Annotated in this window: 24 protein-coding genes; 4 read left to right on the top strand and 20 right to left on the bottom strand. The window is 65.4% G+C overall.

What is annotated here, in order from left to right; translation table 11 throughout:
• Window position 1: 1 nt before the first annotated feature.
• The 8 genes from dapB to LFT47_RS07460 form a co-directional block, all read right to left on the bottom strand.
• Complete coding sequence (gene dapB, locus LFT47_RS07495; protein WP_236816687.1) at window positions 2–760, bottom strand: 4-hydroxy-tetrahydrodipicolinate reductase; 759 nt, start codon at window positions 758–760, stop codon at window positions 2–4.
• 107 nt (window positions 761–867) lie between these two features.
• Window positions 868–1,323 (bottom strand): molybdenum cofactor biosynthesis protein MoaE, encoded by a 456-nt coding sequence (locus tag LFT47_RS07490; protein WP_236816685.1) that lies wholly within the window; start codon window positions 1,321–1,323, stop codon window positions 868–870.
• Window positions 1,313–1,813 carry a MogA/MoaB family molybdenum cofactor biosynthesis protein gene (locus LFT47_RS07485; RefSeq protein ID WP_236816683.1) on the bottom strand — a complete coding sequence of 167 codons (501 nt, stop codon included), beginning with the start codon at window positions 1,811–1,813 and terminating at the stop codon, window positions 1,313–1,315. Before LFT47_RS07485 ends, LFT47_RS07490 begins: the two co-directional genes overlap by 11 nt.
• Window positions 1,810–2,385 (bottom strand): cyclic pyranopterin monophosphate synthase MoaC, encoded by a 576-nt coding sequence (moaC, locus tag LFT47_RS07480; protein WP_442863446.1) that lies wholly within the window; start codon window positions 2,383–2,385, stop codon window positions 1,810–1,812. Before moaC ends, LFT47_RS07485 begins: the two co-directional genes overlap by 4 nt.
• Window positions 2,373–3,593, bottom strand: a complete 1,221-nt coding sequence (locus LFT47_RS07475) for a molybdopterin molybdotransferase MoeA (protein WP_236816681.1) — start codon at window positions 3,591–3,593, stop codon at window positions 2,373–2,375. The genes moaC and LFT47_RS07475 overlap by 13 nt, the downstream gene beginning before the upstream one ends.
• A gap of 46 nt (window positions 3,594–3,639) precedes the next feature.
• Window positions 3,640–5,199, bottom strand: coding sequence for a molybdopterin-dependent oxidoreductase (locus LFT47_RS07470; RefSeq protein ID WP_236816679.1), 1,560 nt, complete (start codon window positions 5,197–5,199; stop codon window positions 3,640–3,642).
• The gene (locus LFT47_RS07465) at window positions 5,196–6,464 is read right to left on the bottom strand and encodes a sensor histidine kinase (RefSeq protein ID WP_236816675.1); all 1,269 of its coding nucleotides are present in this window, start codon (window positions 6,462–6,464) and stop codon (window positions 5,196–5,198) included. The genes LFT47_RS07470 and LFT47_RS07465 overlap by 4 nt, the downstream gene beginning before the upstream one ends.
• Window positions 6,451–7,209 (bottom strand): response regulator transcription factor, encoded by a 759-nt coding sequence (locus tag LFT47_RS07460; RefSeq protein ID WP_236816673.1) that lies wholly within the window; start codon window positions 7,207–7,209, stop codon window positions 6,451–6,453. The genes LFT47_RS07465 and LFT47_RS07460 overlap by 14 nt, the downstream gene beginning before the upstream one ends.
• 151 nt (window positions 7,210–7,360) lie before the next feature.
• On the opposite strand from LFT47_RS07460, the gene moaA reads away from it, so the two are divergent.
• The 3 genes from moaA to LFT47_RS07445 all read left to right on the top strand — a co-directional run bounded on the left by moaA (window position 7,361) and on the right by LFT47_RS07445 (window position 9,136).
• Complete coding sequence (gene moaA / locus LFT47_RS07455) at window positions 7,361–8,491, top strand: GTP 3',8-cyclase MoaA (protein ID WP_236816671.1); 1,131 nt, start codon at window positions 7,361–7,363, stop codon at window positions 8,489–8,491.
• Between the two features lie 4 nt (window positions 8,492–8,495).
• Window positions 8,496–8,762 (top strand): MoaD/ThiS family protein, encoded by a 267-nt coding sequence (locus LFT47_RS07450; RefSeq protein ID WP_234753108.1) that lies wholly within the window; start codon window positions 8,496–8,498, stop codon window positions 8,760–8,762.
• An 80-nt stretch (window positions 8,763–8,842) separates the two neighbouring features.
• On the top strand, window positions 8,843–9,136 hold the full coding sequence (locus LFT47_RS07445) for a hypothetical protein (RefSeq protein WP_236816669.1): 294 nt from the start codon (window positions 8,843–8,845) through the stop codon (window positions 9,134–9,136).
• Window positions 9,137–9,161: 25 nt separating this feature from the next.
• On the opposite strand, the gene LFT47_RS07440 is transcribed toward LFT47_RS07445, so the two are convergent.
• From LFT47_RS07440 to truB, 9 genes are all read right to left on the bottom strand, one after another.
• Window positions 9,162–9,623, bottom strand: a complete 462-nt coding sequence (locus LFT47_RS07440; RefSeq protein ID WP_236816666.1) for a DUF1579 family protein — start codon at window positions 9,621–9,623, stop codon at window positions 9,162–9,164.
• A 277-nt stretch (window positions 9,624–9,900) separates the two neighbouring features.
• On the bottom strand, window positions 9,901–11,244 hold the full coding sequence (locus LFT47_RS07435; RefSeq protein ID WP_236816665.1) for a M16 family metallopeptidase: 1,344 nt from the start codon (window positions 11,242–11,244) through the stop codon (window positions 9,901–9,903).
• Window positions 11,245–11,397: 153 nt separating this feature from the next.
• Window positions 11,398–13,650 carry a polyribonucleotide nucleotidyltransferase gene (locus tag LFT47_RS07430; protein ID WP_236816664.1) on the bottom strand — a complete coding sequence of 751 codons (2,253 nt, stop codon included), beginning with the start codon at window positions 13,648–13,650 and terminating at the stop codon, window positions 11,398–11,400.
• A gap of 254 nt (window positions 13,651–13,904) precedes the next feature.
• On the bottom strand, window positions 13,905–14,174 hold the full coding sequence (rpsO, locus tag LFT47_RS07425) for a 30S ribosomal protein S15 (RefSeq protein WP_028266602.1): 270 nt from the start codon (window positions 14,172–14,174) through the stop codon (window positions 13,905–13,907).
• Window positions 14,175–14,362: 188 nt separating this feature from the next.
• Window positions 14,363–15,217: a tryptophan 2,3-dioxygenase gene (gene kynA / locus LFT47_RS07420; protein WP_236816662.1), complete on the bottom strand. Its 855-nt coding sequence runs from the start codon at window positions 15,215–15,217 to the stop codon at window positions 14,363–14,365.
• A gap of 9 nt (window positions 15,218–15,226) precedes the next feature.
• Window positions 15,227–16,210: a bifunctional riboflavin kinase/FAD synthetase gene (locus LFT47_RS07415; RefSeq protein ID WP_236816659.1), complete on the bottom strand. Its 984-nt coding sequence runs from the start codon at window positions 16,208–16,210 to the stop codon at window positions 15,227–15,229.
• A gap of 117 nt (window positions 16,211–16,327) precedes the next feature.
• Window positions 16,328–16,777 (bottom strand): hypothetical protein, encoded by a 450-nt coding sequence (locus LFT47_RS07410; RefSeq protein ID WP_441414615.1) that lies wholly within the window; start codon window positions 16,775–16,777, stop codon window positions 16,328–16,330.
• 2 nt (window positions 16,778–16,779) lie between these two features.
• Window positions 16,780–17,133: a hypothetical protein gene (locus tag LFT47_RS07405; RefSeq protein ID WP_236816654.1), complete on the bottom strand. Its 354-nt coding sequence runs from the start codon at window positions 17,131–17,133 to the stop codon at window positions 16,780–16,782.
• 2 nt (window positions 17,134–17,135) lie between these two features.
• Window positions 17,136–18,056, bottom strand: a complete 921-nt coding sequence (gene truB, locus LFT47_RS07400) for a tRNA pseudouridine(55) synthase TruB (RefSeq protein ID WP_236816652.1) — start codon at window positions 18,054–18,056, stop codon at window positions 17,136–17,138.
• A gap of 85 nt (window positions 18,057–18,141) precedes the next feature.
• Between truB and LFT47_RS07395 the strand changes: the two genes are divergently transcribed.
• Window positions 18,142–19,296 carry a pyridoxal phosphate-dependent aminotransferase gene (locus LFT47_RS07395; protein ID WP_236816650.1) on the top strand — a complete coding sequence of 385 codons (1,155 nt, stop codon included), beginning with the start codon at window positions 18,142–18,144 and terminating at the stop codon, window positions 19,294–19,296.
• Between the two features lie 43 nt (window positions 19,297–19,339).
• Here LFT47_RS07395 and LFT47_RS07390 read toward each other — a convergent pair whose 3' ends face one another.
• From LFT47_RS07390 to infB, 3 genes are all read right to left on the bottom strand, one after another.
• Window positions 19,340–19,825, bottom strand: coding sequence for a nucleoside deaminase (locus tag LFT47_RS07390; RefSeq protein WP_236816648.1), 486 nt, complete (start codon window positions 19,823–19,825; stop codon window positions 19,340–19,342).
• Between the two features lie 116 nt (window positions 19,826–19,941).
• The gene (gene rbfA, locus LFT47_RS07385; protein ID WP_236816645.1) at window positions 19,942–20,451 is read right to left on the bottom strand and encodes a 30S ribosome-binding factor RbfA; all 510 of its coding nucleotides are present in this window, start codon (window positions 20,449–20,451) and stop codon (window positions 19,942–19,944) included.
• A 272-nt stretch (window positions 20,452–20,723) separates the two neighbouring features.
• Window positions 20,724–23,573, bottom strand: a complete 2,850-nt coding sequence (gene infB / locus LFT47_RS07380; protein WP_236816643.1) for a translation initiation factor IF-2 — start codon at window positions 23,571–23,573, stop codon at window positions 20,724–20,726.
• Between the last annotated feature and the right edge of the window lie 20 nt (window positions 23,574–23,593).

Here is a 23,593-nt window from a genome sequence, read left to right as displayed (position 1 = left end):
CCTACAGCCCCAGATCCAGATAGCCGTCCAGGCCGACCGTCAGCCCAGGGTGGGACGCCACGTTGCGCAGCCCCAGCAACACACCGGGCATGAAGGACGCCCGGTCGAAGGAATCGTGGCGGATGGTTAGTTGCTCTCCCGGCCCGCCGAGGAGCACTTCCTGATGTGCCACGAGTCCACGCAAACGGACGCTATGGACGCGGACACCATCGACATCGCAACCTCGGGCACCGTCAAGGGCGCTGTTCGTGGCATCCGGGCTTGCCGGGACTCCGGCTTCTTCCCGGGCGGCGGCAATGAGCTGGGCCGTGCGGACGGCCGTGCCCGACGGCGCGTCCACCTTGTTCGGATGGTGCAGTTCGATGATTTCCACCGATTCGAAATACTTGGAGGCCTTGGCGGCGAAGGCCGAGGCGAGGACGGAGCCGAGGGCGAAGTTGGGGGCGATAAGGACGCCTGCCTCCGGGTTCGCCGCAAGCAATCCGCGCAACGCCGCGAGCCGCATGGCATCCCAACCCGTGGTGCCCACAACAGCGTGCATGCCGTGTTCGACGGCGAAGCGGACGTTCGCTTCGGTGCTGTCCGGAACGGTCAGGTCGACGACATACTTGGCGCCGGCGTCGAGCAGGGTGTCAAGGGAATCGCCGCGGCCGAGCGCCGCGACGAGCTTCATGTCGGCCGCCGCCTCCACCGCCTTGACGGCTTCGATACCCATGCGGCCCTGGGCGCCCAGCACGGCGACAGCAAGTTGTTCGGTCATGCCCTTAACCCTACTGCCCCAACGTGGGGTCGCCGGAACGGTGCCGGTTCGCCCGAACGCTCCGGCGAACCGGCACCGTTCCGGCGATTTCGGCGGGAAGCAATGGGCTACTCCCCGGCCCCGACCCACTCGACGGTGCCGTCACTGAAGAACTGTTCCTTCCAGATGGGCACTTGGGCTTTAATCCTATCCACGAGCTCCGAGCACACTGCGAAGGCTTGTCCGCGGTGCGCGGCGGCTACGGCGCAGACGAGCGCAGGTTCGCCAATCTCCAGCAAGCCGATCCGGTGTGCTGCCCAGATACGGACCGGCTGGGCAGCCTCCCCCGAGTGCTCCGCCACGAGCTTCGCGACGACGTCGGCCATGACCTGGTGCGCCGTGGGGTGGGCGCTGTAGCTGAGCCTGTCGACAGGCTTGCCGCCGTCGTGGTTCCGGACCACACCGCTGAAGCTCACTACCGCTCCTGCGGTGTCCGATTCCACGGCTGCTATGGCCTGGTCCACGGAAATCGGCTCAGCGCTGAGGATCGCGCTGATGACTTCGAAATCGGTTTCAGTGGTCATGACTTCCCTCCAACTGGTCGCATAGGTGAGCGATGACGGGGTCAAGCACAGCTAGGCCGTCCATCACGCCCTTCGGCGAGCCGGGGAGGTTCACGATGAACGTCTTGCCGGCCGTACCGGCGTGGCCCCGGCTCAGCATCGCCATAGGGGTCTTGGCGGCTCCGGCGCGGCGGATGCCCTCCATGAGCCCCGGTATTTCGCGGTCCAACAAAGGCAAGGTGACTTCCGGAGTGCGGTCATCGGGGCTCAGCCCGGTACCGCCGCTGGTAATGACGACGGCGGGTTCCAGGGTCAGCAGCGCACGGATGGCGGCGCCGACCGGCTCACCGTCCGGAACCACCATGACGGGGAACGTCTCGTAGCCGTGTTCGACCAGCCAGTCCAGGATCACCGGGCCGCTCTTGTCCTCGTAGATTCCTGCCGCGGCACGGTTGGACGCGATGACGACGCCGGCCTTCCGCGGGCCTCGGCCGGGTTCGCAGGCGTTCATGCCCTTTCTCCTTCGCCGGATGCACCGGTCGAGGCTGGAAGGGCCCAGTCGCCGCTCTTTCCGCCGCTCTTGGCCAACACCTGGATGCCGCTGATGACGGCGTGCTTATCCACTGCCTTGATCATGTCGTAGACGCTCAAGGCAGCCACCGAGGCCGCAGTCAAAGCTTCCATCTCCACTCCCGTGACGCCCCTGGTCTTCACCGTTGCCAGGACAACCACCGTGTCCGGGCCGAGTTCGAAGTCCACAGTGACCTTGGAAATAGGCAGCGGGTGGCACAGCGGGATGAGTTCGGGCGTCTTCTTGGCTGCCATGATGCCGGCAACCCGCGCCACCGCAAGGGCGTCGCCTTTCGGGAGGTCACCGGCGCCGAGCAGGGTGAGCACCTCGGACGTGCTGTGGACGGTGGCGGTGGCGGTGGCCTCCCGCGTGGTCACGGCCTTTTCGGAGACATCGACCATTTGGGCTGTGCCATCTTGGCGCAAATGCGTAAGGGCGCCGCCGTCCTGGCGCAATTGCGTAAGGGCGCCGCCGATGGTCGCGGGATCTGGAGTGTCATTCACAACATCCATACTTCCACTTCCGCCCCGGCGCCGAGTTCCGTGACGGCTGCAGGCACCTGGACCAGCGCGTTCGAGTTGGCGAGCGCATGAATGAGATGGGATCCGGGACCCCCTTCAAGCCTGACCGTTCCGCCCGGAAGCAGAGTGCCCCGGCGGACCTGGTGCTTACCGGCGGGCGAGGTCAACGACTCCGCAAGGCGCGCCCGCAGGCTCGGCCGCAAGGCAGGGCTGCCCACAACGGCGGCGAGCGCCGGGCGAAGGAACATTTCGAAGGAAACGAGACAGCTCACGGGATTGCCCGGGAATCCCAGGAACGGCAGGCCGTCGAACGTTCCGATCCCTTGGGGGCCGCCGGGTTGCATGGCCACCGACACGAATTCGACCGGCTGGTCCATCATTGCCTGCCGGACCACTTCGTAGGCGCCCTTGCTGACGCCCCCGGTGCTGACGATGAGATCGACGGTGCCGCCCAGGCTGCGGAGGAGCGCCACCAGCTCGGTAGGATTGTCGCCGCTGATTCCCGTCCGCGTGACGTGGAGTCCGGACTGCAACATGGCGGCTTCGAGCAGGGTTCCGTTGGAATCGTAGATCTTGCCTTCCGGCAGGGATGTACCGGGTTCCACGACTTCATCGCCGGTGGTGACCAGGAGCACGCGCACCGGAGTGCGGACCTCGACGGCGATCATCCCCAGGGCGGCGAGCAGCCCCAACTGCCCGGGACCGAGCGTCGTTCCCGCGCGCAAGGCAACGGTTCCCGCGGCGATGTCGCTCCCGGCGTCGCGGACGAACGTGCCCGGCTCGGTGGTGGGAAGGCGGACGGTTGCTGGGACACCGGGGGCCGGAAAGACATCAGGCACTGCCTGTTCGATAGGCACGACGGCGTCGGCACCCTCGGGCATCATGGCGCCGGTCATGATCGGGGCTGCTGTGCCGGGCATGAGCCGCACCGGTGCCGCGCCGGCCGGGACGGGGTCCACGACCGTCAGCTCCGCACCGGCGTCGCTCGCCGCATGGGGGACGAGGTCCGCTGAGCGGACGGCAAAACCGTCCATCTGGGAGTTGGCGAAGGGCGGCAGGCTGAGCGGGGCCAAGACGTCGGCGGCAAGTACCCGGCCGAGTGCCCCCATCAACGGCAGCTTTTCGGTGCCCTCTTTGTGTGCAAGGCCGGAAAGCAGCTCCTGGACGGCTTGACGGTGGGCTGCGACGGATCGTGCCACGAGGGTTCCTCCCGGGTTGTTTCGCTCAGACCTTCACAGCCTAATGTCAGTTGGCGGAGACGTGGATGGTGTGGAACCCCGTGGCGCCGTCCGGTGCTACCGGGGTTTGGGCTTCGGGCTGCGGGGTGCCCGTGGCGTCGGTGGCACGGACCTGGATTTCATGGTTCCCGGAGCCCAACTCAAGGCCCAGCTGCCATTGGTACCACGTGTCCGACGATATCCCCGGGGCGAGCTTGGCTTCCTGCCATTTGCCGCGGTCGACGCGCAACTCCACCCGGGAAACGCCGCGGTGTTGAGCCCAGGCGACACCGCCGAACTGGACCGTTCCGGCCTTGACCGAGCGGCCGTCCCGGGGCACATCGATGCGGGACTGCGTCTTGATGGGGCCGTGGTCGCTCCAACCGCGCGGAACCCAGTAGCCCTGGTCATCAGCGAAACGGGTGACCTTCAGTTCTGTCAGCCATTTGGTGGCCGAAACATATCCATAGAGGCCCGGGACGACCATCCGGACAGGGAATCCGTGCTCCAGCGGCAACGGTTCGCCGTTCATTCCGACGGCGAGGATCGCGTCGCGGTTGTCGGTGAGCGCTTCGAGGGGGGTTCCGGCCGTCCAGCCATCCGTGCTGCGGGACAGCACCATGTCCGCCCCGGGCTTGGGCCCGGCCATGGCGAGGAGTTCGCGGACCGGCCAGCCCAGCCAGAGGGCGTTGCCGATCAGGTCTCCGCCGACTTCGTTGGATACGCAGGCGATGGTCACGTAGCGCTCGATCATCGGTTTGGTGAGCAGCGTGGCGAAGTCCAACTGGATTTCGCGTTCCACCAGGCCAGTCACCTTGAGGGTCCAGTCCGGCGGATTCACGGCCGGCGGTGTCAGCGCAGTGTCGATCCGGTAGAAGTCGGGGTTCGGCGTGACGAGCGGCTGCAGGCCCGCCAAGGTGAGTGCAGCGCCGTCGGGAACCTTCTGCGGAGGAGTCACCGGAGCAGGCAGCGCCACCCCGCGGCGGAAATCGGATGCCACCGTTCCCGCCCTCCGCACCAGGGTGGTGACGATGCCTGCCGCCGCCGCTGCGATCGCGCTTCCAGCCAGCAACTGCATGAAGCTTCGGCGGGCCAAGGGCAAGTCGGCTGCATCGGGCACGGGTCGCCAGGTTTCGAGCCGCTGGATCAGGAGCCGGATGAAAAGCATGGTGACGATGGTGGCCACGACGGGGGCGATTGCCGCAGTGGGCGCGGCTTGGGCACGGGTGAGCACGGCAGCCAGCCCCGCCGCTCCAGCGAGCAAGGCAAGCGCCAGCCCCGCTCCCTTTCGCCGATACTCCAGGAGGCCGGCGACCGCGGCGAGGACGAGGGTCACGAGGGCGATACTGACGATCAAGGCAAGTTTGTCGGCTGTGCCGAAAAGGTTGACGGCCAGTTCCTTGGCCCAACCCGGAACGGCGTCGATGACCGCGCCGCCCAGCGCGGTGACCGGCGAGACGGACGGGCTCAGGAACCCGGCCAGCAACTCGCCGGCCGACACCCCGAGTCCGATGGCCACCACGCCGCACACCGCCGCCCATCGGGCTGCCGTCCTGGTACTGGCTTTCTTCGAAGTGGTCCTGCTCATGCTGTGCCTGCCTGTTTGGGGCTCTCTGCCGGAATGGTGTCCGCGGGAACTGTCTGTGTCGGAAATACCTCGGTACGGGACGGGGTTGCCTGCGCACCCGATGGAAGGCGGAGTGTGAAACGGCAGCCCTCGCCCGTGTTCGCCACCATGACCATGCCGCCATGCGCCTTCACGATGCCGGCCACCATGCTGAGCCCTACGCCTGCCCCGCTATACCGCGGTGGACCCCCTTCGACGGGCATTCCCGTTCCCCGGGAACGGTCCTTTTGCCAACCGGTCTCGAAAACGTGGGCGAGGTCCTCGTCGTCGATGCCGCCGCAGCTGTCCACGACGTCGACGACGGCGTCGCTTCCGTCGCGTCCGACGCGCACCACGACCCCGCCGTCGGGCCGGCTGTAGATGATCGCGTTGAGCAGCACGTTCCGGACGGCCCTTCCCAGGCTGGGGCCGTCCGCGACGGCCATGCACTCGCGGTCGCCGCCGCCGTCGAGCCGGATGCCGCGCTGGGCGGCGAGCGGGGCGAGATCGGCAATCGCGTCGCTCACGAGGTCGTAGAGATCCAGGGATTCTGCGCTCAGCCGGAGCGTTCCGGCCTGGATTTTGGACAATTCCAGAAGGTCGTTGACCATGACGGCCATCTGGTCCGTCTGGGCGATGATCTTGCGGTAGTACGTTGGGACGTCGGGGGCCATGCCGTCTTCCAGCGCTTCGGCCATGGCCCGCATGCTCGCCAAGGGGGTCCGGAGGTCGTGCGAGATCCAGGAAACCAGTTCGCGGCGGGCGGTTTCGACTGCGGCCTCCCGCCGCCGGGATTCCTCGAGTTTGATGCTGCTCGCTTCGAGTTCCTGGGCGAGCTGGGCAAGCTCGGAGTTCATCGCCGGTCCGGCCCGCCGCGATCCTGGTTGCGGCAGGAAGGAGCCATCGAGGGCTTCTCCGCTGCCGAGGCGCCGCGTTGCTGCCACGAGCCGGATGGCGTTGCGGGACACCCCGGCCCCGAGGACGAGGGAAATCGCTATTGCCACGGCCGAGGCCACCCCAAGGATGTACCACATGACTTCGAGGTCCACAGCGGAAATGAACATCGCATTGAAGGCGCTCACCATCCCTGCCACGAGAACGGCAACAGTGGCCACCACCACGAGGCAGATCTGCACCAGGATCGACGCGCCGCGCAGGAAACGCAGCAAGGCAAGTGTCAAGGCGCCGATGAGGACAGCCCACAGCAGCATCCAGCCCAGGATCGTGAACATTTCAGCCGGCTGCATGTCCACCTTCCTTCGCGTCAAAGCGGTAGCCGACTCCCCAGACGGTTTTAAGCAGCACCGGGGTGGTGGGGTTGTCCTCGATCTTTTCGCGCAAGCGCCGGACGTGGACTGTCACGGTGGACAAATCCCCGAAGTCCCAGCCCCACACCGCCTTGATGAGATCCTCGCGACTGAACACTTGGTTGGGCCGACGGAGCAGGAAGGCCAGCAGATCGAACTCGCGCACCGTTAGCGTCAGGGGCTTGCCGTCCTGGAGGACTGTGCGCGAAGCCGGATCCAATTCGAAGCCGGCGAGCTCGACGGGAGGTTCCGGGCTGAATTCCCGGATGCTCCGGCGCAACACGGACTTCACCCGGAGGACCAGCTCGCGGGGTGAGAAGGGTTTGGTGACGTAATCGTCCGCTCCGGTTTCCAGGCCCAGGATCCGGTCGTCTTCCGTGCCGAGGGCGGTGACCATGATGATGGGGACGCGCATGGCCAGGCGTAGCCTGCGGCACACTTCCACGCCGTCGAGTCCTGGCAGCATCCGGTCCAGGATGACAAGGTCGGGCCGCCTGGCGTCCGCGAGGCTCAGCGCCGTAAAGCCGTCGCCCGCGAGATCGACCTGGAAGCCCGCCTGCACCAGGTAGTCCCGGACGACGTCGGCAATGGTCTGTTCGTCTTCGACCAGCAGAATGCGGCGATTGCCGACGTCTGCAGCGTGCGGGGCGGACTGCGTGTTCACACCTTCAGCATAGATTCGCATGGTGCCCGCGGTATGTGTTCCGGGCGACCCCGGGCCAACCGTATGCATTCCGTAAGAAGTCACGCCTTGCATTGCCTTCCACGGGAGCGGACGACGAACGTGACCGGTGGGCGATATCACGCGCGGGCCCTCCCTGGCGTAGCCTGAACCCATGAGTGTTCAGCTAGGCATGCCGTTGCCCCCCACGGGCGACGGGACGGGAGCCAGCGTTTCTGCGCCCCCGCCGCGGCCTGCCGGAACTCCCCCGGGCTTGTTCGACCGTTACGGACGCCGGGCCACCGATATGCGTTTGTCCCTGACTGACAAATGCAACCTGCGCTGCACGTACTGCATGCCGGCCGAGGGCCTCGAATGGTTGTCCAAGCAGGCAGTCATGACCGCCGCCGAGATTGTCCGGCTGGTGCGGATCGGCGTCGAACAACTCGGGGTCCGCGAACTTCGCCTCACAGGAGGCGAGCCCCTGGTGCGTGCCGACCTCATGGACATCATCTCGGCCCTCCGCGCGGCGCATCCCGACCTGCCGATCTCCATGACCACGAACGGCGTCGGACTTGACAAGAAGGCGGCGGCGCTCAAGGAAGCCGGCCTCACCCGCATCAACGTGTCCCTCGACTCCCTTCACGAAGAAACGTTCACGAAGCTCACCAGGCGACCCTTCCTGGACAAGGTTTTGGCCGGCGTCGATGCCGCCTGGGATGCAGGGCTGGGTCCGGTCAAGATCAATGCCGTCCTCATGCGTGGAATCAACGACGCCGAGTCCCCCGACCTCCTGGCCTGGGCCGTGGACCGCGGCTATGAATTGCGCTTCATCGAGCAAATGCCGCTGGACGCCGATCACGGTTGGACCCGGCGGGACATGATCACGGCGGCCGAGATCCGCGAACTGCTCTCCCGCGACTTCGCCCTGGCCCCGGACTCGCGCGAACGCGACGGTGCACCGGCTGAACGATTCGAAGTACGACGGCGGGACCCGGGATCTGCCGAAGCCACGGGTCCGCTTCTGGGCACTGTCGGCATCATCGCCTCCGTCACCGAACCGTTCTGTTCCGATTGCCGGCGCACAAGGATTACCGCGGAGGGCAAGATCATGAGCTGCTTGTTTTCCCGCGAGGAATTCGACCTGTTGGGACTACTTCGCTCCGGAGCGGACGACGAGGAACTCGCCCAACGCTGGCAGGACGCCATGTGGATCAAACCCAAGGCACACGGTATGGACCACACAGGCCTCGGGGCACCCGACTTCGTCCAGCCGGACCGCAGCATGAGCGCGATCGGAGGCTGAGGCTTTGCTCGTACGATACTTCGCTGCCGCGCGCGCCGCGGCGGGCGTCGAAGAGGAACACCACGATCTTCCGGAAGGAACAGGCCTGGACGGACTGATCGCGGCCGTGCTCGCCGTCGAACGTCCGGAACCACCGGCTGGAACACCTCCCCTGGCCCGGATCATTTCGCGCAGCAGCTTCCTGCGTAATGAGGTAGCGGTTCGCGACCGATCGGCCGCGCTCGGTGCGGACGACGTCGTCGACGTCCTCCCGCCGTTTGCCGGAGGCTGAGCCGAACAAGGCCGAAGGGTGGTTCCCCGGGTCCAAGGAGCCTACGCTGTGCCTATCCGCGCAACAGCAAAGGAAAAGCCATGTACACCCTCCTGATCGAACACGCCGTGAACGACTTCGACGCATGGAAGCGATCGTTCGACTCGGATCCGGCAGATCGCGCCGGCTCCGGCGTTGTCTCATACCGGGTCTCCAGGCTTGTGGACGATTCGCAGCGGGTCCTGATTGAGCTTGATTTCGCCGAACGGGAGCAAGCTGAATCAATGCTGAACACCTTGCGGATAAAGGTGTGGAGTGGACCAGGAAGGCCTGCCTCGCTCGATGGCATGCCAGATGCGCGGATAGTCGAGTCGATGGAGGCAAGAGTCCTCTGAGTGATGTGACTGCTGGACGTAGGCCTTAGACGCGCCTGCAGACAGAGACCATGAACGGGCTGAACGTCGGGGCATCCCCGAGCCTCAGCTCCGCCGTGTGGGTCAGTACGCCGCCGTCCACCCTGAAGGTGTGCCGAGCGGTACCGCGGGGGCTGCGCCGCTCCAGCCTCAGTGTGCCGTCTTCCCAATGCCCCCGGGCCGGAGCTTCCGGGGGCCTGCCCATGCTGTCCACGTAGTACCACAAGGTGTCTCCGTGATCCGGGTCCACAGTGAAGACACCATGCCCCTCGAAATGCGTGCCGTCGGGTTCAATGTGCCGGTAGCTCTGGACCAGGGCGTATCCTCCTGCCGCGCGCGAGAATGTCACTTCCGCGTCGGCGGTCCGGGCGGGTCCCCACGGCGACGCCGAGAGCTCGGTACTCCCCCGCCAATGCCCCAGGAATGCCTCCAGCGCAGTATGTGCATGACTCTTAAATGGCTCGTTCATGGCGACTCCTGCGCGAGACGGTGGATACGTCACCATCATGTTCCCGATCGAGCGGGCGCGTCCAGCCTCCCCCACCGGACATGCCCCCTCTTCCAGACCAGGAGTGGACATATCAGGGTTATGTCCACTCCCTGGCTCCAGCGGGGGGCATGTCCCTTGGGAGCGTCCAAGGTGCACCCCCGGACATGCCCCCTCTTCCAAACCAGGAGTGGACATATCAGGGTTATGTCCACTCACAGGCTCCAGCGCGGGGCATGTCCCTGTGAGAGTGCGGGGTTCAGAGACCGAACGTCTCTGTTTCCTCGAAGGGCCCGACGACGGTCACCGTGCGGGGGGCTTCGGCGAGCACCCGGGCGAGTTCCTGGACCTGGTCACCTGTGACGGCCTTGATCCGGGCCAGCGTTTCATCGATGTCCTGGAATTCGCCGGAAACGAGTTCGGCGCGGCCAAGGCGGGACATCCGGGATCCGGTGTCTTCAAGGGCCAGCACGATGCCGCCGCACAATTGGCCCACGGCTTTGCGTAGTTCCTCGTCCGTGATTCCGTCGGCAGCGAGCTTATCCAGTTCGGCGCCAAGGAGTTCCAGAACCTGCTTGACCTTCGACGGCGTGCAGCCTGCGTACATGCCGAAGTAGCCTGCGTCCGCGTAGGCGGAGGCAAAGGAATAGGTCGAATAGACAAGGCCCCGCTTTTCGCGGATCTCCTGGAAGAGACGCGAAGACATGCCACCGCCAAGGACTGCGTTCAGGACGCTCATCACGAAGCGCCGATCGTCTGTCGCCACGATCGAAGGGCAGCCCATGATGATATTGGCCTGCTCCACGGGACGCTTGATCACATGCAGCCCTGCGGTGCCCCTGATATCCGCCCGCTCGGTGGGGCGGCGCTCGACGGGGGCAGCGGTGTCCTTCAGCTCCCACCCGGCCGTCCGCAAGGCATCGACCACGAGGCGGCAAACGACGTCGTGGTCCAGGCCGCCGGCTGCGGTGATGACGATTTCGTCCGGCCGGTAGTAGCGCTGGTAATGTGCCCACACGGAATCGCGGGACACAGCCTTGATAGCGGCAGGGGTGCCGCCGATCGGGCGTCCCAGCGGATGCACGCCGAGTACGGCGGCCACGAAATTTTCATGTGCGACGTCGGTGGGGTCATCGCTGTCCATGGCGATTTCCTCAAGGATCACGTCGCGTTCCTGTTCGAGTTCGGCAGGATCCAGGACGGCGCCGGTGATCATGTCGGCAATGACGTCGATGGCCATGGGGAGGTCTGTGTCCAGTACCCGGGCAAAGTAGCATGTGCTTTCCTTTGCCGTAGCCGCATTCGATTCACCGCCGACCTCGTCGAAAGCGGACGCGATCTCAAGGGCGGTGCGCTTCTTGGTGCCTTTGAACAGGAGATGCTCCAGGAAGTGGGTGGAGCCGTGCTGGCCGTCTGCCTCGTCCCGGGAGCCGACTCCCACCCAGAACCCGATGGTTGCCGAACGCTGCCCGGGCATGGCCTCGGTGAGCACCCGGACGCCTCCCGGAAGCACTGAGCGCCGGACAACGGAGCCGCCTTCGGCGCCATGGATCAATTCGCCGCCGGGCACGGTCTGCGCCAATGGGAGGGGTACGACAGTCATCAAGACCTTTCAGTTCTGCGGGAAATCACGGGTGCCAAATCTGGCTGCAATCGTACCAGCGGGCGCATGGCCCCCGGGACGGGAATTCATTGTTAAACCGGGCAGGACCGGTGGACATGTCCACCGGTCCTGCCGCGGGTTTGCCGGTTCAGGCTACTCGGCGGAAACTTCAGCCTCTTCGGCGGGAGTTTCTTCAGAGGCGGCGCCTTCTTCCTCGGCCACAACCGGGGAGAGGGAGAGCTTGCCGCGGTCGTCGATCTTGGTGATCTCGACCTGGATCTTCTGGCCCACGGAGACGACGTCGTCGACGTTGTCCACGCGCTTGCCGCTGGCCAGCTTGCGCAGCTCGGAGATGTGCAGCAGGCCGTCCTTGCCCGGGGTCAGGGAAACGAACGCACCGAAGGTGGTGGTCTTGACGACCGTGCCCAGGTAACGCTCACCGATTTCCGGGATCTGCGGGTTGGCGATGGCGTTGATCGCGGCGCGGGCTGCTTCTGCGGACGGACCGTTGGTAGCGCCGATGTAGACGGTGCCGTCGTCCTCGATGGAGATGTCGGCGCCGGTGTCTTCCTGGATCTGGTTGATCATCTTGCCCTTGGGGCCAATGACCTCACCGATCTTGTCAACGGGGATGTTGACGGCGATCACGCGCGGTGCGAACTCGGAGAGCTCGTCCGGAGTGTCGATCGCGGCGTTGATGACGTCCAGGATGTGCAGGCGGGCTTCGCGGGCCTGCTTCAGGGCTGCAGCCAGGACCGATGCCGGGATGCCGTCGAGCTTGGTGTCGAGCTGGATGGCGGTGACGAACTCGGACGTACCGGCAACCTTGAAGTCCATGTCGCCGAAAGCGTCTTCGGCGCCGAGGATGTCGGTCAGGGCCGCGTAGCGGGTCTGACCGTCAACCTGGTCGGAAACCAGGCCCATGGCGATACCGGCAACAGCTGCCTTCAACGGCACACCTGCGTTGAGCAGGGACAGTGTGGAGGCACAAACGGAACCCATCGACGTCGAACCGTTGGAGCTGAGGGCCTCGGACACCTGGCGAATGGCGTACGGGAATTCCTCGCGGGACGGCAGAACCGGAACCAGGGCGCGCTCGGCGAGTGCACCGTGGCCGATTTCGCGGCGCTTCGGGGAACCGACGCGGCCGGTCTCACCGGTGGAGTACGGCGGGAAGTTGTAGTTGTGCATGTAGCGCTTGCGCGTGACGGGAGACAGCGAGTCGATCTGCTGTTCCATCTTGAGCATGTTCAGCGTGGTGACACCCATGATCTGGGTTTCGCCACGTTCGAAGATGGCGGAGCCGTGAACGCGCGGCAGGACTTCTACCTCGGCGGTCAGCTGGCGGATGTCCGTCAGGCCACGGCCGTCGATGCGGATCTGGTCCTTGAGGATGCGCTGGCGGACAACCTGCTTGGTCAGGGAGCGGAAGGCTGCGGAGAGTTCCTTCTCGCGGCCCTCGAACTCGCCGGCGAGGGCACCAAGGACTTCGTCCTTGAGCTCGTCGGAGGCGTTGTCGCGGTCCTGCTTGTCGGCGATCTGGAAGACAGCGGCAAGCTTCTCGGCAGCGGCAGCTTCAACAGCGGCGTAGGCGTCGTCCTGGTAGTCCAGGAAGACCGGGAATTCAACGGTCGGCTTGGCAGCGCGGGAGGCCAGGTCAGCCTGGGCCTCGCACAGGGCCTTGATGAACGGCTTGGCGGCCTCGAGACCCTCGGAAACGACCTCTTCGGTGGGAGCGGTGGCGCCCTGTTCCTTGATGAGGTTCCAGGAGTTATCCGTGGCTTCGGCTTCAACCATCATGATGGCGACGTCGTCACCGGCGATGCGGCCGGCAACAACCATGTTGAAGACGGCGTTCTCAAGCTGGGAGTGCTTCGGGAAAGCAACCCACTCGGTGCCCTGTTCGTCGGCGACGAGGGCGACGCGGACGCCACCGATCGGGCCGGAGAACGGGAGTCCGGAGAGCTGGGTGGACATGGACGAGGCGTTGATGGCCACCACGTCGTAAAGCTCGTCCGGGTTGATCGCCAGGACGGTGACGACGATCTGGACCTCGTTGCGCAGGCCCTTGACGAACGCGGGGCGCAGGGGGCGGTCCATGAGGCGGCAAGCCAGGATGGCTTCGGTGGACGGGCGGCCCTCACGGCGGAAGAACGAGCCCGGGATGCGGCCGGCGGCGTACATGCGCTCTTCGACGTCGACGGTCAGCGGGAAGAAGTCGAAGCCTTCACGCGGGGACTTGCCTGCGGTGGTTGCGGACAGCAGCGCGGTGTCTTCGTCGATGTAGACCATCGCGGCGCCGGCTGCCTGCTTGGCGAGGCGGCCGGTTTCGAAGCGGATAACACGCTTGCCGAAGCGGCCGTTGTCGATGATGGCTTCTGAGAACTGGATTTCGGGACCCTCCATTGAGAGTCACCTCCGTTTCTTGTTTAGCGGAAGTCCTCCCGCATCGACCCAGGCCAGCGTCTGTTCCTGGCCTGTACGACACCCGGTCATCGATCGAGACCCACGGGCTGCGCCTTCATCACGGAAGGCTGTTCCCGGGGATCACTACCGAAGACCGCGAATGCGCGATGCGGTTGAGCTCCTGTTAAGTGTTGGATTTAGTTATGGAGAAAAGGCGGCCCGGTCCGCGGAGGATCGGGCCGCCCGAAGTCAAACTAGCGGCGCAGGCCGAGGCGCTCGATGAGCGCACGGTAGCGGGCAATGTCAGTCTTCTTGAGGTAGCCCAGCATGCGCTTGCGACGACCAACCATAGCCAGCAGACCGCGCTGGGTGTGGAAGTCGTGCTTGTGCTCCTTCATGTGCTCAGTCAGATCCTTGATCCGCTGAGTCAGGACTGCAATCTGGACCTCCGGCGAACCAGTGTCGCCCTTGGACGTTGCGTATGCCTCGATGATGGACTGCTTAACAGCGGCTTCAAGTGCCACGTGAACTCCTAGAGTTGTGCCGTGCGTCCCGATTCAGCGCCTCGCTGCCGGGTTGTGATGTGCCAATGACCGCACACAAAACAGGTCCAGCCGCCACGGACTGCAGCCGGATCCATCCCTCAGTTTACCGGCAGCCCGGCAATCTTGTCGAAAGCTGCCGTGTGACCCTCCTCAAAGAGGAGCGCCACTCACTGCCCGATCTCGGTCCGGACTGCGAAAAGCTCAGGGAAGAACGTCAAATCGAGCGCCTTCTTCAAGAAGGAAACGCCGCTTGAACCTCCGGTTCCCGTCTTCATGCCGATGGTCCGCTGCACCGTACGGAGGTGCCGGAAGCGCCACAATTGGAAGTTGTCTTCCAGGTCCACCAATTCCTCGCAGGCTTCGTAGGCCGGCCAGTTGTCTGCGGCATGTTCGTAGATGTGCTTGAAAAGGGGCAGGAGCCCGGGGTCAAACTCGTGGGCACGGGTCACGTCCCGGTCCAGGACGGACCGTGGAACGTCGTAGCCGTGCCGGTCCAGGTAGGCCAGGAATTCGTCGTAGATGCTCGGGGCGTTCAAGAGCTCCTCCAGCATGGTCCTGGACTCCGGATCCGAGTCGAACACCGGCAACATCTTCGCGTTCTTGTTGCCGAGGATGAACTCTACGGCGCGGTACTGGCTCGACTGGAACCCGGAGGCATTGCCCAGGAAGCTACGGAACTGGGAGTACTCGGTAGGGGTGAGCGTGGCGAGCACCGACCACTGTTCTGTGAGCGTTTTCTGGATGTGCTTGACGCGTGCGATGGCCTTGAGCGCGGAGCCAAGGTCGTCCTGGCGCAGCCATGCGGCTGCGCTCCGGAGCTCGTGCAGGACCAGCTTCAGCCAGAGCTCGGTGGTTTGGTGCTGGATGATGAACAGGAGTTCGTCATGGTGCTCCGGCTGGCTGACAGGTTGCTGGGCGCTGAGCAGCAAGGGCAGTTGCAGGTAGGAGCCGTAGCTCATGCGTGAGCTGAAGTCCTTGACGATGCCTTCGTCGAGTGGCCGGGTGTTCTTCTCAACGCTCACGGCGCGGGGCTACTTGTCCAGCAGGAGATCGTGGGCCTGGGCGACGTCCAGGCGCATCTGCTCTACGAGGGCCTCGGGTCCGCGGTAGGCCACCATGCCCCGCAGCCTCGAAGTGAATTCCACCACGACGGTCTGGCCGTAGAGGTTGAAGTCCTCCACTTCCTCCTCCGGGCGGTCGATCACGTGGGCTTCCACCTGGCGGCTCACGCCGTCGAACGTAGGGTTGGAACCGACCGAAATCGCGGCGGGCCAGCGCGTTCCGGATTCGTCCACGAGCCAGCCGGCGTAGATCCCGTCCGCGGGGACGTAGCCCGTGGCGCCGTGGTCCAGGTTCGCCGTGGGAAAGCCCAGGGCGCGTCCGCGCGCGGCGCCGTGGACCACTTCGCCGCGCATCCTGTGCGGGCGGCCGAGGACGGCGGCCGCGGTCTCGACGTCGCCCTCGGCGAGGGCCTCGCGCACCCAAGTGGAGGAACAGCGGCGGTCCGTGCCGCCGTCGTCATGTACGGGAAAGCCTTCCGCGCCGAATTCGTTGACCACGTGGACGCCGAATCCGAGTTTCCTGCCCAATTCCTGCATGGTGCCGACGTCGCCGGAATTTCCCACGCCGAAACGGAGATCGTGGCCCACCACAACGTGTGCCGCGTGGAGCCCGTCGAGCAGGACGTTGACGACGAATTCCTCGGGCGTCATGGCCGCCAGCGTGAGGTTGTACTTCATGACGAGGACGGCATCCACGCCCGTGTCGGCCAGGGCATCGAGCTTGTCCTGCAACCCCATGAGGAGCTCCGGTGCGGAGTCGGGCCGGTGGACCAGGGCCGGGTGGGGATCGAACGTCACGACGACGGACCGCACGCCGTGCTGCCCCGCGGTGCGCAGAAGTTGCGTCAGCACCTGCTGGTGTCCGCGATGGACGCCGTCAAAGTTGCCGATGGTAACGACGCTGGGACCGAAATCCTCGGGGACCTCGGTGGGATCGTTCCAGATGTGGACCATCAACCTCGCCTTTTACTGCTGGTATTCGCTATGCCCGGCGCCTGTTCCGGCGCCGGAATTCTCTAAGGTTACCCGCTATCCCAAGGCTGGCATGCCCGGGTGGCGGAGCCCCGATTTCTAGTGCGGGAGCCGTGCCGGGCGCCGACGGTAGAGCCACAACAGGCCCAGGACCGGCAGGATCAACGGCACAAAGCCGTATCCGCGTCCGAACAAGGACCACACGGTGTCGTGCGGGAATGCCACAGGATCGAAAAGGCTGATGGCGCCAACCACCACCACTCCGACCATCTCAACAAGGACGGCCGCCAGCGATACCTTGAACCACGTCCGGCCCGGCTTCGCGAGGGAGACCGTGGCGACGATGTACACCACGGCGGCGAAGGCCGAGAGGATGTGGGCCAAGGGAGCATCCGAGAACTTGGTCAGGATCTGGTAGCCGGCACGGGCCGTTGCCGAGATTGCGAAGACTGCGTAGACCGCAATCAACAGCCTCCCGGGCCCGGTATTGCGGGTGTCCCGGTTCTTCTTCCCCGTGGTTTCAACAGTCACTTCGTGTGCTTCTTCCAATGTCAGTACCAGATCTGGTTCATGCGGGCCGCCATGACCAATGCGGTGACGCCCACGGCGCCCATGACGAAATTGCTCCAGCGGGTCCGTTCCAGGATGGACCAGTACACCGCGACGACGGGGAGGATGAGGGCCGTGATGATGTAGCCCCAGAATTCCCAGGGCTCCCCCGCGATCTTTTCACCCATCGCGACGCGGATGATCGATCCGACCAGGTAGACCAGCAGGACGAGTTCGACGGCGGCAACGGACAGTATGGTGACGTCGTTGGGGGCCTTCTTCATGATGCCCGCCACGACGCAAATGGTGGTGGAAAGCAGGCCCACTACAAGGACTGCGTAAAAGTATCCGTCCATGGCTAGTGTGCCTGCTTTTCGTTGTCAGGCGCGAACACGAGGACGGGCTTGGCGAAACTCCCCGCATCGGCCAACAGCGCCACGAGCTCCCCTGACGGTGAGAACGCGGCCGCGGGGTTCTCGGCGGTGGCCGCGTCGGCCGTGCCGGCTGCGGGTCCCGCGGCGATCCTGCGGCCAAAGGAGATCTCGGTGGTTTCGGCGTCGCTCAACTCCCGGTTGGGCATGAGCGCGCGGGCGGCGGCGGACATGTCGAGGACTTCGAGTTCCTCGGCAAGCTGTTCAAGGGTGCGGGCCTGCTCCAGGGAGTACGGCCCCACTTGGGTGCGGCGCAGCACCGTGAGATGGCCGCCGACGCCGAGGGCCTCGCCGAGGTCGCGCGCCAGCGCACGGATGTAGGTGCCCGAGGAGCACTCGACGGTCACATCGATGTCTACCACCCTGCCGTCGTCGACCTTCCGGATGGCGTGGATCTCGAAACGGTGGATGGTCACTGGCCGGGCGGCGAGCTTGACCTCTTGCCCCGAACGGACGCGCGCGTAGGACCGTTCGCCGTTGACCTTGATGGCGCTGACGCTGCTGGGAACCTGCTGGATCTCGCCGCTGAGCTGCGCGACGCCGGCGCGGATGGCTTCCTCGGTGACTCCGGCGGCGCTGCGGCTTTCGGTGATGTCGCCTTCGGCATCGTCCGTGATGGTTGATTCGCCGAGCCGGATGGTGGCGGAGTACGTCTTGGAGGTGCCGACGATGTACGTCAACAGTCGAGTCGCCTTGTTGATGCCAAGCACAAGGACCCCGGTGGCCATGGGATCCAGGGTCCCTGCATGGCCCACTTTCCGGGTACCGGCCAGTCGCCGCATCCGTCCAACCACATCGTGGCTGGTCCATCCTTGCGGCTTGTCAACGATTACCAGTCCAGAAAGCACGCCTCCCAGTATATCCGCGCCGAGGCATGCATCCTGCGGCCTGCGGCTTCCCTAACGGTCCTGGAGCGCGGCTAAGATGGCTCCCATGCCTGAGCTTGCCGCACACGTCCGCGAAGTGCCCGTGAACCAGATCCGCGAAATTACCGAGGCCGCCTGGAGCACCCCCGGGGCAATTGTCCTGAGCATCGGCGAGCCCGGCTTCGCGCTCCCCCGGCACATCCTGGACGCGGGGATCGCGTGCCTGGACAGGGACGAGACCAACTACACCCCCAATGCCGGGATCCCGGCGCTGCGTGAGGCCTTCGCCGATCGGTTCCGTGCCCACAACAAGGTGGACCTCGGGGCCGAGCGCGTGTACGTCGTGGACGGGGCCCAGCAGGGGCTGCACTTCGCGATGAGCCTGCTCCTCTCCCCGGGCGACGAGATCCTGATTCCCAATCCGGGCTACCCCACTTTTGCCATGACGAGCCATTTGCTGCACGCCGTCCCGGTGCGGTACCCGCTTTATCCCGAGCACGAATTCCAACCCCGCATCGAGGACATCGAGGCACTGATCACTCCCCGCACCAAGGTGTTGGTCCTGAATTCGCCGTCGAATCCCCTGGGCGCGGTGATCTGCGAGGAAACAACGCGCCAGCTCGTGGAATTGGCCGTCAAACACGATCTGTGGATCATTTCCGACGAATGCTACGAAGCCTTCACCTTCGATGTTCCGCACACGAGTCCCGCCCGTTTCGACAGCACCGTTCCCGGGGAGGCCCGGGTCTTCACGTCCCTGACCTTGTCCAAAACGTACGGGCTGACCGGCCTGCGGATCGGCGCGCTCATTTGCCCGCCGGGCCTGGAACGGAAGATGAACAACGTCATGGAAGCGATCGTTTCCTGCGTGGCTTCGCCTTCCCAATACGCTGCGGTCGCTGCGCTGACCGGCCCGCAGGACTATGTGGACACCGCACGCGAGCATTACCGTTCAAACCGCGACGCCGCCTCGGCAGTGCTCGCGGAGAAGGGCATTCCCTTCCTGGGCGCGCAGGGAGCTTTCTATCTCTGGGCGGACGTCTCGCATGTGAGCGGCGGGGACGTGCGTACCTGGGTGCGCACCTTCCTGGCGGACTCCGGAGTGGCCGTGGCACCTGGCACCGCGTTCGGTTCCATCGGCGAGGGGTGGATCAGGATCGCGTTGTGCGGTGATCACCAGCAGCTGCTCGACGGCGTCGGGCGGCTTCCGGAGCGCGTGTGAGGCAACGCGTTCTAGCGCCCGGCGCCTTGCTTGACGTTCAGCCTCAGTATTTGGTCCGGTTCTTGTGCCCGCGCCAGGCATCGAAGGGAGCCTCCGATGCCGCGACCTCGGTATGTTGGACGGGCAGTAGTTCAGGCCTGCTGCCGTCGAAATATTCGTAGAACACTGCATCGTCGAAGCCCGCGGCCGCGGCCCCGTGCCGATCCGCGGCAAAGTAGACGCGGCTGACCCTGCTCCACAGGGCCGCCGAGAGGCACAAAGGGCACGGTTCGCAGCTTGAGTAGAGCACCGAGCCGCTGAGATCGAAGCTTCCCAGTTCCGACGCCGCCCGCCGGATAGCCACCACTTCGGCGTGCGCCGTGGGGTCGTTGTCGCGGGTGACCCGGTTGACGCCGTCATGGAGCCGTCCGTCCGGGGTGACCACGACGGCGCCGAAAGGGCCGCCGCCGTCGGCCACGTTCTGAACCGCGAGCCGCAGGGCGTGTTCGAGGTAGTCTTCGGGACTCGGAGCTGCATCGTGGGCCGACATGCTCCGATCTTAGCCACGGGCCATCATTTTGGCCCGGCTTTTCACGGTTAAAAAAGGAGGACCGGATCCGGCAGCCCTACGGGCTGCGGATCCGGTCCCACCGGGGAAGCGCCGGACTACTTGCCGCCGTCTTCGTCGATGTCCTCATCGGCACGGAGGTCGATGTCTTCTTCATCAAAATCGTCTTCGTCGATGTCCGCATCTTGCGGGGCATCGCTCTTGTAAGGGTCTGCGTCGCCCGCGTGCTTGGCGCCGGCGGCCAGGGCGGCCACCTCGGCGTCGCGCTGCTTGGCGGTGCGCAACAGCTCCTCAAGGTTCGAGGCGTTGACCGGAATAAGGTCCGCAACGAATTCCAAGGTAGGAGTCAGCCGCACCGTGATGTTGCGGCCCACTTCCTGGCGCAAAACACCCTTGGCCTTCTCCAACGCCCGAACAGCATCCGAATGAGCGGCTTCGTCACCGAAGACGGTGTAGTACACGGTGGCGTGCTGAAGATCGTTGGTGACGCGGGCATCGGTAATAGTGATGCCCTCAACCCGAGGATCCTTGATCCGCCGGCCCAGTGCTTCAGCAACAACAACCTTAATCCGCTGCGCCAACTTGGCAGCGCGTGCCGGATCAGCCATTTCAACTCCTAAATTTCGCGTACGACGGCGCGTTAGCAACTTGCGTACTTAAGTTCGGTATGGTGCGACGCGCCCAAGGCAAGTCACCGACGGACCGTGAGGTCCCCACGGAGGCCCGTGGAGCCGATATGGGGGCCCGGGAGTGGCATCGGGCCTGCCGAAGCTGGGTGGCAAAGGATCGCAGATCCTTTGCCACCCAGTGAAGGGGCGGGGCCCCCATATCGGCGGAACGGGCCGGAGCCGCCCGAAAGCAGCACCGGCCTGAGGACACCTTAGACGCGCGGCTTTTCGCGCATCTCGAAGGTCTCGATGATGTCACCTTCGTTGATGTCGTTGTACGAGCCAAGACCGATACCACACTCGAAGTCCGTGCGGACCTCGGTGGCGTCGTCCTTGAAGCGCTTGAGCGTCTCAACGGTGAGGTTGTCGCCGATGACCTTGCCATCGCGGCTGACGCGTGCCTTCGTGTTACGGCGGATGATGCCCGAGCGCACGATGGAACCAGCGATGTTTCCGAACTTGGAAGAGCGGAAGACTTCGCGGACCTCGGCGGTACCGAGCTGGACTTCCTCGTACTCCGGCTTGAGCATGCCCTTGAGGGCCAGCTCGATGTCATCGATTGCCGAGTAGATGACGGAGTAGAAGCGCATGTCCACGCCTTCGCGATCGGCAAGGTCGGCCACGCGCTCGGCGGGCTTGACGTTGAAGCCGATGATGATGGCGTTGTCCACCGTGGCGAGGTTGACGTCGTTCTGCGTGATGGCACCCACACCGCGGTGGATGACGCGCAGTTGAACGTCTTCGTCGCCGACATCGATCTTGAGCAGTGCGTCTTCGAGGGCTTCGACGGCACCGGAAACGTCACCCTTGAGGATGAGGTTGAGGGTGTCGATCTTGCCCGCGGCAACTGCCTGGTCGAAGTCTTCCAGGCTGATGCGCTTGCGACGCTTGGCCAGTGCCGCGTTGCGGTCGGCTGCTTCACGCTTTTCAGCGATCTGGCGGGCCGTACGCTCGTCAGAGGTCACCAGGAAGGTGTCGCCTGCACGCGGAACGTTGGACAGACCCAGGACCTGGACCGGACGGGACGGAAGCGCGACGTCGAGGGCGTTGCCGTCTTCGTCGAACATGGCACGGACGCGGCCGTGGGCCGTACCGGCCACGATCGTGTCGCCAACGGCCAGGGTACCGGACTGGACCAGGACGGTGGCCACGGAACCGCGGCCCTTGTCCAGGTTCGCTTCGATGGCAATGCCTCGAGCGTCCTTGTCCGGGTTGGCGCGCAGGTCCAGAGCGGCGTCTGCGGTCAGCAGGACGGCGTCGATCAGTTCGTCGATGTTGATGTTCTGGCGGGCAGAAACCTCAACGAACATGGTGTCGCCACCGTATTCTTCGGGAACCAGACCGTACTCGGTGAGCTGGCCCTTGACCTTGTCCGGGTTCGCACCTTCCTTGTCGATCTTGTTGACCGCGACGACGATCGGCACGTTGGCCGCTTGTGCGTGGTTGAGTGCTTCCACCGTCTGCGGCATGACGCCGTCGTCGGCTGCGACAACCAGGATGGCGATGTCGGTGACCTTGGCACCACGTGCACGCATGGCGGTGAACGCCTCGTGACCGGGGGTGTCAATGAAGGTGATGTCGCGCGGAGTGCCCTCGTGGATATGGCTGATCTGGTAGGCACCGATGTGCTGCGTGATGCCGCCGTGTTCGCCGGCAACCACGTTGGTCTTCCGGATGGCGTCGAGCAGACGGGTCTTACCGTGGTCAACGTGACCCATGACGGTGACAACCGGGGGACGAGGTTCGAGGACGTCGTCGCCTTCGGCTTCCAGTTCGGCATCGAGGTCGATGTCGAAGGAGTCGAGGAGCTCGCGCTCTTCGTCTTCCGGCGAAACAACCTGGATCTTGTAGCCGAGTTCAACACCCAGCAGGCCGAAGGTGTCTTCGTCCAGGGACTGCGTGGCCGTTGCCATTTCACCGAGGTGGAACAGTACGGTCACCAGCGCGGCGGGGTTCGCCTCGATCTTGTCGGCGAAGTCCGTGATGGACGAGCCACGACGGAGCCGGACCACGGTGTTGCCGTCGCCGCGGGGTACGGAGACGCCGCCCAGCGACGGAGCACTCATCTGCTCCAGTTCCTGACGCTTTGCACGCTTCGACTTGCGCTGCTTGCCGCGTCCTGCGCCACCCTTGCCGAAGGCACCTTGGGTACCGCCGCGTCCGCGGCCACCCTTGCCGAAGCCACCGCCGGCGGGAGCTCCGCCACCGGTGCCTGCGCCAGGAGCGCCACCCGGACGGCCGGGGCCGCCACCGCCGGGACGGCCAGCGCCACCCGGACGGCCTGCGCCACCGGGAGCCGGACGCTCGGTGCGGTTGGGCATCATGCCCGGGGTAGGACGGTTTCCTGCGGGGCCACCTGCGGGACGCGGAGCGCCCGGACGGGGAGCACCGGGGCGCGGAGCGCCCGGACGCGGACCACCGGAACCGGCTGCGGGGCGGGGACCGCCTGCGCCGGCCGCGGGACGCGGACCGCCGGGACGTTCGCCGTCAGTGCGGCCGCCGGAACGGGGCATGCCCTGCGATGTTGCGAAGGGGTTGTTGCCCGGACGGGGAGGACGCTCGCCGTCGCCACGGCCGCGGGGCATGCCCTGCGAGGTCGCGAACGGGTTGTTGCCCGGACGGGGACCGCCGGGCCGCGGTGCCTGGCTGCCCGGACGTGCCGGGGCAGGGGCTTCGGCCTTGGGTGCCGGACGGGCACCCGGCTTGGCGGAAATAGGACTTGCCGCAGCTGCGGGAGCCGCAGGCGCCGCCGGGGCTGGGGTCTCAGCCTTGGGGGCCGGAACCGGAGCCTTGGGCGCAGCGGGGCCCGGAGCCGGGCGGGATGCCGCGGGTGCGGCAGGTGCGGCAGGTGCCACGGGGGCTGCAACGCGAGGTGCTGCCGGGGCAGCGGCCTTTGCAGCGCCGGCACCCGGGTAGGCGTCGCGAAGCTTCTTCACGACCGGTGCCTCAATTGTTGAAGAGGCGGAGCGAACGAATTCGCCCAATTCCTGCAGTTTCGTCACTGCATCTTTGGAAGTAATACCGAGCTCTTTGGCGAGCTCATGTACGCGGACCTTGGCCACATTTCTCCTGTCTCGGTCCG

The sequence above is a fragment of the Arthrobacter sp. FW306-2-2C-D06B genome (assembly GCF_021789175.1).
In the GTDB taxonomy this organism is placed as follows: domain Bacteria; phylum Actinomycetota; class Actinomycetes; order Actinomycetales; family Micrococcaceae; genus Arthrobacter.
The sequence above is the reverse complement of the archived record's forward strand: the minus strand, read 5'-3'. Positions and strand labels throughout refer to the sequence as shown.